The sequence below is a fragment of the Alteromonas sp. MMG017 genome (assembly GCF_018100795.1).
Taxonomy (GTDB): domain Bacteria; phylum Pseudomonadota; class Gammaproteobacteria; order Enterobacterales; family Alteromonadaceae; genus Alteromonas.
In genome coordinates, this window is the sequence record NZ_JAGJDY010000016.1 from 57,604 (window position 1) to 71,343 (window position 13,740).

13 protein-coding genes are annotated in these 13,740 nt (G+C 43.3%); 10 read left to right on the plus strand and 3 right to left on the minus strand.

Annotated elements, in window-relative coordinates:
* The first annotated feature begins 332 nt into the window (after positions 1-332).
* The 8 genes from J8L84_RS19220 to J8L84_RS19255 all read left to right on the plus strand — a co-directional run bounded on the left by J8L84_RS19220 (position 333) and on the right by J8L84_RS19255 (position 7,434).
* Entirely contained in the window at positions 333-983 is a 651-nt protein-coding gene (locus J8L84_RS19220) for a Slp family lipoprotein (RefSeq protein ID WP_247670891.1), read from the plus strand.
* 157 nt (positions 984-1,140) lie between these two features.
* A complete protein-coding gene (locus J8L84_RS19225; protein WP_211072104.1) occupies positions 1,141-1,980 on the plus strand; it encodes an alpha/beta hydrolase in 840 nt (279 codons plus the stop codon).
* Between the two features lie 119 nt (positions 1,981-2,099).
* Positions 2,100-3,752 carry a long-chain-fatty-acid--CoA ligase FadD gene (gene fadD / locus J8L84_RS19230; RefSeq protein WP_211072105.1) on the plus strand — a complete coding sequence of 551 codons (1,653 nt, stop codon included), beginning with the start codon at positions 2,100-2,102 and terminating at the stop codon, positions 3,750-3,752.
* Between the two features lie 56 nt (positions 3,753-3,808).
* A complete protein-coding gene (rnd, locus tag J8L84_RS19235; protein WP_211072106.1) occupies positions 3,809-4,966 on the plus strand; it encodes a ribonuclease D in 1,158 nt (385 codons plus the stop codon).
* 21 nt (positions 4,967-4,987) lie between these two features.
* Positions 4,988-5,284 carry a YcgL domain-containing protein gene (locus J8L84_RS19240; RefSeq protein ID WP_211072133.1) on the plus strand — a complete coding sequence of 99 codons (297 nt, stop codon included), beginning with the start codon at positions 4,988-4,990 and terminating at the stop codon, positions 5,282-5,284.
* A 2-nt stretch (positions 5,285-5,286) separates the two neighbouring features.
* Positions 5,287-6,276: a lytic murein transglycosylase gene (locus J8L84_RS19245; RefSeq protein WP_211072107.1), complete on the plus strand. Its 990-nt coding sequence runs from the start codon at positions 5,287-5,289 to the stop codon at positions 6,274-6,276.
* A 1-nt stretch (position 6,277) separates the two neighbouring features.
* Entirely contained in the window at positions 6,278-6,940 is a 663-nt protein-coding gene (locus J8L84_RS19250; RefSeq protein WP_211072108.1) for a fumarylacetoacetate hydrolase family protein, read from the plus strand.
* Entirely contained in the window at positions 6,940-7,434 is a 495-nt protein-coding gene (locus J8L84_RS19255) for a YcgN family cysteine cluster protein (protein WP_057790863.1), read from the plus strand. Before J8L84_RS19250 ends, J8L84_RS19255 begins: the two co-directional genes overlap by 1 nt.
* On the opposite strand, the gene J8L84_RS19260 is transcribed toward J8L84_RS19255, so the two are convergent.
* The 3 genes from J8L84_RS19260 to nhaB are packed head-to-tail and all read right to left on the minus strand — an operon-like array spanning position 7,431 to position 10,096.
* Positions 7,431-7,979, minus strand: a complete 549-nt coding sequence (locus J8L84_RS19260) for a GNAT family N-acetyltransferase (RefSeq protein ID WP_211072109.1) — start codon at positions 7,977-7,979, stop codon at positions 7,431-7,433. The two genes, J8L84_RS19255 and J8L84_RS19260, sit on opposite strands and share 4 nt — an antisense overlap.
* The gene (gene dsbB / locus J8L84_RS19265) at positions 7,976-8,503 is read right to left on the minus strand and encodes a disulfide bond formation protein DsbB (protein WP_211072110.1); all 528 of its coding nucleotides are present in this window, start codon (positions 8,501-8,503) and stop codon (positions 7,976-7,978) included. Before dsbB ends, J8L84_RS19260 begins: the two co-directional genes overlap by 4 nt.
* Before the next feature lie 9 nt (positions 8,504-8,512).
* A complete protein-coding gene (gene nhaB, locus J8L84_RS19270) occupies positions 8,513-10,096 on the minus strand; it encodes a sodium/proton antiporter NhaB (RefSeq protein ID WP_057790870.1) in 1,584 nt (527 codons plus the stop codon).
* A gap of 441 nt (positions 10,097-10,537) precedes the next feature.
* Between nhaB and fadR the strand changes: the two genes are divergently transcribed.
* Positions 10,538-11,248, plus strand: a complete 711-nt coding sequence (fadR, locus tag J8L84_RS19275) for a fatty acid metabolism transcriptional regulator FadR (protein ID WP_061997782.1) — start codon at positions 10,538-10,540, stop codon at positions 11,246-11,248.
* 312 nt (positions 11,249-11,560) lie between these two features.
* Positions 11,561-13,666, plus strand: coding sequence for a S9 family peptidase (locus tag J8L84_RS19280; protein ID WP_211072134.1), 2,106 nt, complete (start codon positions 11,561-11,563; stop codon positions 13,664-13,666).
* Positions 13,667-13,740: the final 74 nt, after the last annotated feature.

The window sequence follows — 13,740 nt, forward strand, 5'->3', positions numbered from 1 at the left end:
GTACCACAATGCGTTAATTACGCGCCTTCCAATCACGTGTTATCAATCTCAACTAAACTTTTTGCCTAAAATCCCGTCTAAAGATTAACAATCGTTTAAATCAATGTTCTTTATGGCATTTATTAATTATCAGTGCTAACTTTTAGGGCAAAGTATCCCACTAGTAATGTCACTTTTAATGATTATCTCTGGTGAATGTGCGGGTTAACAGTGTTACACCGTTACTCAGCGCAATATGGTTTGATTCATTACTATTTGTAGTACTATATATTTTCTCGGCGCTTAGTATCAGCTCCAAGTTAAAAGTGCTTAGGCGGCCAAAAGGAGGCTTCATGCTGGTTAGAATGTTAGTGATAGTAAGTGTGGTACTTTTCGCAGGTTGCGCGATTGTGCCAGAAAGCGTAGAAGTGCCTAAAGGTACTGAGCTAGTTTCTTATTCTAAAGCCGTTACTTCGGGTGCCAATGCACAAGGTAAAATGGCTCGGTGGGGCGGCGTTATTGTTGGGGTTGAAAATAAGCCAAACAAAACGTTCATCGAACTTGTTCATTTTCCACTAAATAATTACGGCAAGCCTAATAGTGGTGGCGAAACCATCGGGCGCTTTAAAGTGCAAATAGACGGTTTTGTTGATCCTATTGTTTTTGAAGAAGGTCGTTCTGCCACGTTTGTGGGTAAATTAGTTCCACCTACATCGGGCATGGTTGGCGAACAACCCTATATGTATCCTACGATATTGGCTGACGACTACCACATGTGGCGTAAACAAGAGGTTTACGACGTGAACATGTACTATTTTGATTATGGTACAGGTTGGTATTCACCGTTTATGCGACACAGACCTTGGGGCTACCCAAGCTACAGAAGAGTGCGGGTAACACGCTATGACAGTTCACCATCAAGCCCGAAACCTTCAAAGAGGCCAACAAACGTCAACACGATTTCAGGTCCGCATGACAAAATGCGCAAGGATAAAGCGAAATAAGTACGCTAACAGATGAAAATGTTCGTAAAGATAATCGTATTTGAATAAAAATATGTATTTACTAGGGAGGCAAGATTTTGCCTCCCTATTTTTTTATCAGGCAGTATTTGGTTCTTTATGGGCAAATAATTGCCGCCGTATTGTGTGAGGGAGCGACATGATAGAAACTGAATTTACAGCAGGAAATTTACACTTAGCCGCGCTAGAAAACCAGGGCGCTGGTACTGTAGTGATAGGGCTACATGGGTATTTAGATAACGCAGAAAGCTTACGGTTACTGGCTCCATACCTGCAATCTCAACGCTTTATTGCTCTTGATCTTGCCGGCCATGGTCGTTCATCCCATCGACCGATAGGCATGCACTATAATCAAGCTGATTATTTACAAGACTTGCATGCGTTGATAGAAGATCAAGAGTGGGAACAGGTTATACTGCTCGGGCATTCTATGGGCGGTATTTTAGCGTCATTGTATGCTGGGTTATTCCCTGAAAAAGTGAAGGGGGTTATTAGCCTTGATGCATGCGGCCCGTTAACGTTAGAGGCGAACACCAGCCAAGCGCAGATGCGGGAAGCCATTCTTAGCAGGAAGAAAAAACAGCGTAATAAGTTAACCTTGGTTAATTTAGATGATGCGGTGAAAGCCCGCTGTAAGGTCTCTGATATTCCAGCTGATCATGCGCGCGCAATTCTAGAAAGGAATCTTACGCAAGATGCCGGTGGCCATTGCTTTTGGTCGAGCGACCCGCGTCTTCGCACCAAGTCTGTCCTTCGATTAACCGAAGAACAGGCAGAAAACATTATGAGTGCGATAGTTTGTCCTATACTTTTTGTAGGCGCGTCAAGCAGCTTTAAAACCTTGGACAGTGTTTATGACAAAAGGCGATCTTGGTTTAAAAACGCTCGGTTTGAGCAATTAACAGGCGGCCATCATATTCACATGGAAAAAACTGATGAAGTTGGCATGTTAATCCGTCAGTTTGTTGAGCAAATGTAAACTGTATAGTTTATTTTTTTTTACACTTCCTATACTATTCGCAAGTTATTAGACCAGTTGCTCAAACGCGCGTGATACCTCATGCGCCTTTGTGTTAAAAATAAGTGAAGGAGGTTTTGGTGGAAAAAACCTGGCTCAAGTTTTACGACCCTCGTGTATCTGCAGAAATTGATGCAGATCGTTACGCATCCGTTGTCGATATATTCGAACAATCAGTAAAAAAGTTTAAAGACAAAGTTGCGTTTATCAACATGGGTCAGTCGATGACCTTTGGCGAACTCGACAAATTATCTGCACAATACGCTGCTTACCTACAAAATAGTGGGTTGAAGCGCGGCGATGCCGTGGCAATCATGATGCCGAACTTGCTTCAGTACCCTGTAGCCATGTTTGGTGTACTTCGTGCTGGTATGGTTGTGGTTAATGTTAACCCGCTGTACACAGCAAGAGAGTTGAAGCACCAGTTAAACGATGCGAATGCTAAGGCAATTGTTATTGTTGAAAACTTTGCGTGCACCCTTGAAGAAGTGATCAGTGAAACAAACATTCAAGAAGTGTTTCTTACTTCGCTAGGCGACATGCTGCCTGTACCAAAACGTTGGGTAGTGAATGCGGTAGTTAAGTATGTGAAGAAAATGGTGCCGGCTTTTAATTTGCCAGCGACCACGTCTTTCACCAGCGCAATAAAGCAAGGGCAATCGTTAACCTATACACGTCCAGATTTAACCAACGATGAACTGGCCTTCTTGCAGTACACCGGTGGTACCACGGGTGTATCTAAAGGCGCTATGCTGACACATCGCAATATGATTGCGAATCTTGAGCAAGTTTCTGGCATTCTAGAAACCGTAATAGATGAAGGCGAAGACTTCGTGGTAACTGCGTTGCCGCTTTATCATATATTCGCCTTGCTTGCGAACTGCCTGATGTTCCTTAAATACGGTTGCCAAAACTTACTGATTACTAACCCACGTGATATGCCAGGGTTTGTAAACGAATTGAGCAAATACCCTTTCACTATTCTTCCAGGTGTAAATACCTTGTTTAACGGCTTGTTAAACACACCAGGGTTTAGTGAGCTTGATTTTAAAAACTTCAAGTTTGGCTTAGGCGGCGGCATGGCCGTTCAACGACCTGTGGCTGAAAAGTGGGAAAAGGTTACCGGTACTGTGCTGCTTGAAGGTTATGGCCTTACGGAATGCTCGCCTGTTGTAACAGTAAACCCACCACAAATTGACGCGTACAAAGGCGCCATTGGTATGCCAGTGCCTTCTACCGACATCAAGCTTCTTGATGATGATGGTAACGAGGTAGAAAAAGGTGAACCGGGCGAACTTTGGGTGAAAGGCCCGCAAGTGATGAAAGGGTATTTAAATCGCCCAGAAGCCACTGACGAAATTCTTAAAGATGGTTGGCTTGCCACCGGAGACATCGCCACGGTAGACGATGAAGGTTATTTCTATATTGTTGACCGTAAAAAGGATATGATCCTCGTCTCTGGATTCAATGTGTTTCCAAACGAAATTGAAGAAGTGGCTGCTATGCATGACAACATTGTTGAATCAGCAGCAGTTGGTGTGCCAAATGAAGCCAGTGGTGAAGTGGTGAAGTTATTTGTTGTTCGCAACAACGACTCGCTAACTGCTGAAGCGGTTATTGCGCACTGTAGAGAACACTTAACGGGCTATAAAGTGCCCAAGCAGGTAGTCTTCAAAGAAGATCTACCTAAAACCAATGTAGGTAAAATTCTGCGTCGGGAACTACGAGATTAATTCGGTAAGTGAATTAGGAAAACTGTAGAGCCGGCGTAAGCCGGCTTTTTATTATTATGCAATATGAATTAGTAACCACCTTTGAAAAACTCGATAGCGTGTGCACGCTTGCTCAACAACAAAAAGCGGTAGCGCTGGACACTGAATTTGTTCGTACCCGAACACTGTCACCGCATCTTGGTTTAATCCAGTTGTATGACGGGCATCAGTTAGTACTTATCGATCCTCTTGCAATTGATGATCTCTCGCCATTTATTGCCTTAATGGAAAATACCAGTGTGGTAAAAGTGCTGCACTCATGCTCAGAAGATCTTGAAACTTTCCTGACTGCATTTAATACCGTACCAACACCCGTATTCGATAGTCAATTTGCTGCCAGTATTCTAGGCTTAGGCGCATCGCTAGGCTACGCAAAGCTGGTTGAGTTATTGTGCGATGTAAGCCTAGATAAAGGCGAGTCTCGTACCGACTGGATAGCGCGTCCTTTAAGGGAAGCACAGCTTAGCTATGCGGCCAACGATGTACTGTATCTATTACCTTGCTATGAACATTTAGTCGAAAAAATAAATGATGTAGGCAAGTTAGATTGGGTATATCAAGAGATTGCCCAATTAGCCGATAAAAAGCGCAGTCAAATGCCGGAAGAATTTGCCTATATGCAGATTAAAAACAACTGGCGTTTATCAAAAGAGCAGCTTACCGTGCTTCAAGCACTTGCCGCGTGGCGACTCGCTACCGCGCGTAAAAAAGACATGGCATTGAACTTTGTATTTAAAGAAATACATCTTTATGAAGCTGCGCGTCTTATGCCTTCAAGCAAATCGGGGTTGTCTCAATTTGAAGGAATGAATCCACAGTCGGTAAGGCGTTATGGTGACACCATTGTGACTCTCATAAGCCAAGCACGAGAAAAGTACGCGGCGACTTCTGAGTCTCTTAGGTTGCCGAAAGTCAGTCGTTTGATTGACGTAGCAAGCTACAAACAAACATTAGCAGCGCTAAAAGCCGTGAGCGATAAAATTGCCAGCGAAAACGATGTATCGCCAGAAGTTATTGCATCTAAAAAGCAGTTGAACCAAGTGCTAAAATGGTACTGGTTCGACAGTGACGAAACCCGAGTGCTAGGCCTCAAACCAGATGTTTTATCTGGCTGGAGAGCGCCATTGTTTGAGCCCCATTTAGAAAAGTTACTAGGCAATAAACCTAGTCTCTAACGTTAAAGAGTTTACAAAATGATGTTGTGCGCGATTTATAAATCACGAAAACGCCCAGGTACGTATTTATATGTGCCAAACAAAGACAAATTTGATGATGTGCCTGAGGTGCTAAAAGACATGTTTGGCAAGCCGGAGCTGGTCACTGTGCTATCACTAGATAAGCATGAAAAGCTGGCAGGTGTGGACAAGCAAAAGCTTATTGCTGAGCTTGAAGAAAAAGGCTTTTACCTTCAAATGCCACCTAAAGAAGACGATTTATTGATGGCCCACCGTAAGTCTTTGGGGTTACAAGCCACGCCAGATAAAAAGTTTTAAGCATGGCTAAATGGTTAACAACATCGCTACTTGCAGTAGCGGGGTTTGTGGCAAGCATTGCTCTTGCCCAAGCCGAAGAAAAAACAGCACAAGGGTTTGCCGAATACGTAACAGCGTTAAAAGCCGAAGCCAAACAGAAAGGCTTTGATGAATCATTACTTAACGACGCCTTTAACGATATTAGTTTTCGCCCAACGGTTATCAAATCAGATAAAAACCAACCTGAAAAGAAAATTACACTCGATAGTTACTTAGCCAGTCGTGTGCCTGACTGGAAAGTGCAGCAAGCGGTTGAAGTGTACAACAAGCACAAGTCATTGCTTGAAGAAATAGGCCAGAAGTTTAAGGTTCAACCTCGATTTATTGTTGCGCTATGGGGTAATGAATCAAATTTTGGACGCATTCAAGGTAATTACAGCGTGCTGTCTGCCTTGGCCTCACTTGCCTATGAAGGCCGCCGAGAAAAACTGTTTAAAGATAACCTCTTTGCCGCGCTGACTATTCTTGATGAAGGCCATACTAGCGTTGATGCATTAAAGGGGTCTTGGGCTGGTGCCATGGGGCAAAGCCAATTTATGCCAATCTCGTTTTTAAATTACGCGGTAGATTATGATGGTGATGGCAGAAAAGATATTTGGCAAACCGAAGCCGATGTATTTGCCTCTATTGCAAACTACCTATCATCAGAAGGGTGGGATAACAACGGCACCTGGGGTAGGCAAGTGTCTTTAACCCAGCCTATTAAAGCCTTCGGCCTTTCAAAAAGCCTTTATAAGCCCTTAGCCGAATGGCAGCAAGCAGGCGTTAGACGCTTCGACGGTAGCGATTTACCAAACGCTAATATTCCTGCTTCTCTTATTATGCCTGATGGCAGTGAAGGGCGGGTCTACCTTGTCTATAATAACTTTCACACTTTGATGAAATGGAACCGCTCTAGTTACTTCGGCGTGTCGGTAGGTTACCTTTCAGAACGTATAAAACGAGGGTATTAATATGTATCAACATGTAGAATTTCAGGGCAATCCTATCGCATTGCCGATAGGTAAAGTGGCCTGTATTGGTCGTAACTATCTTGATCATATCGAAGAAATGAAATCGGTTGTATCAGAGTCGCCCTTGTTGTTTTTAAAGCCTAAAGCGGCATTGTGCGATATGGCCACACCGCTTGTTATTCCTACCAATCAAGGTGAATGTCATAACGAGCTTGAAGTCGCTGTATTGCTTAAATACGCGTTATACAAAGCCACAGAAGCTGAAGTGTTAGCGGCCATTTGGGGTATAGGGCTTGGTTTGGATTTAACCCTGCGTGATGTCCAGCGCGAGCTTAAGGCGCAAGGCCAACCTTGGGAGCGGGCAAAGTCTTTCGATTTAAGTTGTCCAGTGTCAGGCTTTGTTCCGATAGATAGCACCACAGACTTACAAGATTTACATTTCACGCTGAGTATAAACGGTGAAATACGTCAGTCTGGGCATACTGCGATGATGCTGCACAAAATAGTGCCGTTAATTGCGCATATGTCTCAAACCTTTACCCTAGATGCAGGTGATGTGGTGTTAACGGGCACCCCTAAAGGAGTAGGGCCGTTACTTGCAGGTGACAATGTTGAAGCCACCTTACATGATAAAATTACTGTTAATACAAAGGTTGTTCGCTAATGACCGCTCCTTTTTGGGAAACCAAAACCCTTGAAGAAATGACCCAAAAGGAATGGGAGTCATTATGCGATGGCTGTGCAAAGTGTTGCTTACATAAGTTTATTGATGATGAAAATGAAGAAGCGCAAGCGCCTACGGATTACATCAATGCCAATGAACAAATTCATTACACCAATATTGTCTGTTCGCTGCTTAATACGAAAAAATGTGAATGTACCCAGTATGCAAAGCGAACTGAGCTTGTGCCAGATTGCGTTCAGCTAACAAAAGCCAACTTAAAAGACATTTTCTTTATGCCCACAAGCTGCGCTTATCGCCGTCTTCATGAAGGACGAGGGTTACCGTCTTGGCATCCACTGCTAAATAAGGGCAAGAAGCATGTGATGCACAAAAACGGCATGTCTGTACGCAATAAAACGGTGTTTGAAACCGATGTGGATTTAGATGCTTTTGAAGACTATATTGCGATTTGGCCGCTAGAAGATTTAGATTAAGCCGTTATGCTGTAAAGCAGGGCATCGCGCCCAAAAACACGCTTGCGGCAAAGCCCTTCTTTTTCAGCACCAATACGTACGGCCACGCGCAAACTGGCTTTGTTGTTAGGCTCGATTAGGCATTCTAATCGGTGTAAATTCATTTGTGTAAAGGCTAGCTTCTTTAGTGCCTCACAAATGGCAGTGGCGAGGCCCTTTCCACATGAGTCTGAACGAAGCCAATAACCCAAATTCGCGGTTAAATGAGTGTGGTGGATGTAATTGATAATCCCCATGCCCAAACAGCGTTCATCGTGCATTAACAAGTAGGTTAACCCATAACCTGACTCTCGCGCTGCCTCCATCGATTGAATACATTGTTTCGCCAATGCAGGGGTAACCGGGCACAGCGCTGCCCCTAACCAAGGTTTCACATGGTGAATAGATTGCTGTGAAGCCTCACATAAGGCTTCAACATGCTTAGGGGCTATGCGCTGTATTGTCACCGGCCCCTGTTCTGTGTGGATAGGAGGGAGCCTTGACGGCAAAATAGAAAGGTCTATCAAAAGGGTTTCTTATCCAGCAAGCGACATGCAAACACAATAGCAAATACTACAAAGTACGCAGCAAAGAGGATTTGCATCCATTGTGCCATTCCCATTGAAAGAAACTGCCAACTATCTTCTAAGCAATCACCTTGTGCGGCGAAAATGGCAGGTATCCATTCGTGTAATTGAAGCCATGATGGAAAGTTAGGCACTATTTCGCAGCTGGCGAAAAAAGGGTTCGGCGCATTCAAAATAGCAATATGTTCTTTGGCGATTAAAAAGCCCCAGCCAGCAGATACTGCCCAGCCGGCAAAACCTACCATGCGAGTAAGGCCGTTATTTTTAATTAAAACAAAAAGTGCAGACAACACAATACCGTACATGGCAGTACGTTGGTAAATACACATAATGCAGGGTTTTAAGCCCATGCCATATTGAAAGTAAAGCGCGGCTAATTCTAGCCCTAATGACGTGGCGAAAAGCACAAGCCATGAAGACTTGTGCTCTGCCCAGCGACTAATGCGATGTACTACTGAACGCATGTCTAATTCCTAGTGTGAAACAGCACCGCCAACAGCTTCTGTCGCGGTATGATGTTCAATTAAATGCATGTCGTACAACCATTGGGTTGCATCGGCTAAGCCTACATAGGTAGCCACCAAACCCACAATAGTAAGTACGATGGTGTATGGCAGTGCCATCATTACCATGCGCCCGTACGACAAGCGTAGTAAAGGTGCAATCGCAGAGGTCAACATGAACAAGAATGCAGCTTGACCGTTAGGTGTCGCAACACTAGGCAAGTTAGTGCCTGTATTTATCGCAACTGCTAGCATATCGTATTGGTCACGTGTGATTTGGCCGGCTTGCAGGGCTGCGGTAACTTCTGTGATATACACAGAGCCTACAAACACGTTATCACTCACCATAGATAACACACCATTGGCGAGGTAAAACATCACCATCTGAGTTTCACCTTCAAAGCTTAGTACCCAATGAATAACGGGTTGGAATAAGCCTTGGTCGATAATCACTGCCACAACACCAAAGAATACGCAAAGCAAAGCAGTAAAAGGCAGCGCTTCTTCAAACGCTTTACCTAACGCATGCTCTTCAATAATGCCGCTCATCGATGTTGCCAATACAATAACAGAAAGACCGATTAAGCCCACTGATGCCATGTGCGTGGCCAAGCCAACCACTAACCATACGCCAATTAGAGCTTGAACTACTAGCTTAGCCTTTTCACGTTTGCTGCGGCTTTTATCCATATGTTCGCTGTAGTCGGTAAGAATTTTTCTCACTGAATTTGGCAGTTTTGCACCATAGGTAAACCAACCTGTTTTCTCTAAAACCATGGTGGTTAATAAACCAAATACAAAAACTGGTAAGCTAACAGGCGCCATGCGGATAAAAAATTCAACGAAATCCCAGCCAGCTTTATCAGCAATAATTAGGTTTTGCGGTTCACCTACCATTGTCATTACGCCGCCCAGTGCAGTACCAACCGCAGAGTGCATCATTAGGTTACGAAGGAATGCACGGAAGTTTTCTAGGTCATTACTGCCTAGTGAATCTACGCCGTCATCACTTGTGTGGTCATGATCTGAGTGAAACTCTTTACCCGAAGCTACTTTGTGGTAAATGGAATAGAAGCCCAAACCTACACTGATGATTACTGCAACCACGGTCAGAGCATCAAGGAATGCCGACAAAAAGGCTGAGGCAAAGATAAACGACAATGACAAGACCATTTTGTTTTTAACCCCAATGACTAACTTGGTGAATAAAAACATAAGTAGGTCTTTCATAAAGTAGATACCGGCAACCATGAAGACCAGAAGTAATAGCACTTCAAGGTTAACCTCAATTTCGTGCATCATGTGTCCGGGCGTTGTCATCCCAATGAACATGGCCTCAATGAGTAGTAAGCCACCTGGCTGCAGTGGGTAGCACTTTAACGCCATTGCGAGAGTAAAAATAAATTGGATCACTAATGTCCAACCCGCCAAGTAGGGGTCAACCATAAACAATACTGGGTTTATAATGAGGAAGGCGATGATGGTTTGCTTATACCAATTGGGTGCGTGTCCCAGAAAGTTACTAAAGACCGCCGAGATCATTGAGGTTTGCATGAGTTCCTATTCCTTTTACAACAAAGGCGCTAACGTTGCGTCTTTACGTTTTGAATTTCTGGTTATTGCAAACATAAACTGACTTTCATCGAGGGCAAGTGATTGCAAGTTGTCGATAATCGGGCAGTTTTGTTGCTTTCATTATAATAGTCCGAAATTAAGCGTACATGATATTACAACCTTGAGAAAGCAATTCACAGACCCCATAAAAGGAAAGTTAGCGGAATTACTCAAGTTAGGTTGATAATCAACCTAACAATGTAGTTTATTGCGTTGAGTAAGTCTGCTTTTGTGTGATAAAAAACCATTAACGCAAAGGTTTTGGGATTATTTTAATGAAATGTTAACAAATGTTGTTGGCAGGGGATTTTTCATTGTGATAATAAAAGCGCATCTGGTACAATCAGTCGCAGAATAACAATAACGTGCAGGCGATTAGTTATGATTTATAAGGCGCAGAGTCCCGCTGGATTTGCCGAAGAATACATTGTTGAATCGATTTGGAGTGGACGCTTCCCGCCGGGTACAATTTTGCCTGCCGAAAGAGAGCTTTCAGAACTTATTGGTGTAACACGCACAACCTTGCGTGAAGTTTTGCAACGTTTGGCTCGTGACGGTTGGTTAACCATTCAACATGGTAAACCTACAAAAGTGAATAACTTTTGGGAAAGCTGTGGCTTGAACATTCTAGAAACCTTAGCGCGTCTCGATCAAGAAGGCATTCCTGAGCTAGTGGACAACCTCTTAGCGGCCCGTACTAATCTAAGTGCCGTGTTTATTCGAGGTGCAATTCGTAACAACCCCAAGGAATCCGCTGAGATTATTGCACGTTATAAAGACGTGGAAGAAGATGGCGCTGCTTTTGCGCAATTCGATTACCAAATGACCCATGATTTAGCATTGGCATCAAATAATAATGTGTTTGTGTTAATGATGAATGGCTTTAGGGGCATGTACTCACGTATTGGTGGGTTCTACTTCGATCATCAGCAAGCGCGAGACGTGGCCAAAGCGTATTACGCTAAATTGCTCGATGCTGCAGAAAACGAACGACACGACAAAGTACCTGTAGTGGTAAGAGACTATGGTATTGAAAGTGGCAAAGTTTGGCAGCAAGTGCGAGACAGCATGCCTAAAGATATTGTCGATTAATACAAAGGCGGTTGGGAGAAGCGAATTCTCCCTCAAGCTAAATACGAAAGTTATTTCAGTATTATCAAAAACGTCCTATTCAGGGCGTTTTTTTGTTTTTGACACAGCTTGTAACTATTTAGTCCCAAATTCGATCTGGTTAGTGCTTTTTAGCCCTATATTAACGTTAGAAATTACCTATACTTTGGGGTTAAGTTTTGTCACTTATCATCTTCCGCAAAAGGACCTATCATGAAATCTCTATGGATAGCATCGTGCATAACGTTAACGGCGAGTCTTTCGCTAGGCGCGTGCAGCGATAATAGCACTAGCATGGAACAAACCTCACAAGTAGAAAAACAACAAGGCGTTAAATTGATTACTGATACTCCAGCACCTGTTGCACAGAAAATTCCTTATGAGCTAGCGGCTCACGGTACCGTCCGCAATGATGACTATTACTGGATGCGAGATGATAGTCGTGAAGACGAGAAAGTGTTGGCGCACTTAGAAAAAGAAAATGCGTATTTAGAAACTGTTATGGCGCCATTAAAAGATAACAGAGAAACCTTGTACGAAGAATTGATTGCCCGAATAGAGAAAGATGACACGACGGTTCCTTATTTAAAAAATGATTATTGGTATTTCACCGAATACTCAGGGGAAAATGAATACCCAATTTATCTGCGCAAACCATCAATGGATGCAGAGGAAGAGGTTTTACTAAATATGAATGTGATGGCCGAAGGTCATGACTATTATAATATTGGTGACTACTCAGTAAGCAGTGATAATAATTTACTCGCGTATTCTGAAGATACGTTGAGCCGCCGCGTTTATACCATTTTTGTGAAAAATTTAGCCACGGGTGAGTTACTGTCAGATGAACTGACAGGAACCTCTGGCGCTGTAGAGTGGGCTAACGACAATAAACATCTTTTCTATGTGAAAAAAGATCTGCAAACCTTGCTAGGATTTCAGGTTTATCGTCATGTGCTTGGCACACCTCAAGCAAACGATACGCTAGTGTTCGAGGAAACTGATCCAACGTTTTATACCTACATTAGTAAAAGCAAAGATGATGATGTGATATACATTCATCATAGTCACACAGACAAAAGTGCAGTGACCTTAATAGATGCGAACCAACCTACTAAGGCGCCAGTCCCATTCTTGCCGATTAGAGAAGATGAGGAATACAGCATTGAAAAGTCGGGTGATAGTTATTTTGTTTTAACCAACAATAAAGCAACTAACTTTCGCGTCATGAAAGCGCCAGCTTCTGCAACCGATGACATGTCCAAATGGGAAGAGGTGATTGCCCATAATCCTGACGTATTCATTCAAGATATAGAAGTGCTGGGCGACTTTTTGGTAGTAAAAGAAAAGCAAGAGGGTGTTTTACGTCTTGTTGCGCACAATCTTAAAGCTGATAAAGCCACAGTAATACCTACTGATGATCCTATTTACGGTGCTTACTTCACAGGTAACACTCAGCAAAATACCAATACCTTACGTATTTACTATAGTTCGTTAACTACGCCCGCCAGCATTGTAGATATCGATTTAAACACCTTTGATAAAGCGGTTCTTAAACAAACTAAGGTCTCTGACTCGTTTTCATCAGCGGCGTATACCTCTGAACGTGTCATGATTAAAGCACAAGATGGAGCGAATATTCCTGTTTCGTTGGTGTATCGTAACGATATGTTTAATAAAGATGGCACCAACCCACTGTATCAATATGCGTATGGCTCTTACGGTGCCACCATTGAACCTACCTTTAGAAGCAGCTGGTTATCGTTAGTCGATAGGGGCTTTGTCGTGGCGATTGCTCATATTCGTGGCGGTCAAATGCTAGGCCGACAGTGGTATGAAGACGGTAAAATGCACAGCAAAATTAATACATTTACCGACTTTATCGACGTATCAAAAGGCTTAATTGAAAAGCAATATGCCGATCCTAACCGTGTGTTCGCCATGGGCGGCAGTGCGGGGGGGCTGTTGATGGGCGCGATTGCGAATATGGCTCCTGAGCTTTATTTGGGGATTTCTGCACATGTGCCCTTCGTAGATGTTGTTACTACAATGAGTGACGACACCATTCCTTTAACCACTGGGGAATATACAGAATGGGGTAACCCTGCGAATAAAGACGAATTCGACTATATTTTGTCTTATTCACCTTACGATCAAGTGAGTGCCCAAGATTACCCTCACATGTTAGTGACCACAGGGCTTCACGACTCACAAGTACAATACTTTGAGCCGATGAAATGGGTAGCTAAGCTACGAGACTATAAAACGAATGATAATTTGTTGTTGTTTCAAACGGATATGGAAGCAGGCCACGGTGGTGCATCTGGTCGGTTCAAACGTTTTGAGTCTACAGCGCTAGAATATGCATTCGTGTTTTACCTGGCAGGTATAGAAATCTAGCTATCGAGATTTAAGCTAGCATCACTATGTTTTACTGACATAACGAACAGGCAAGTGCTTCAGCATTTGCCTGT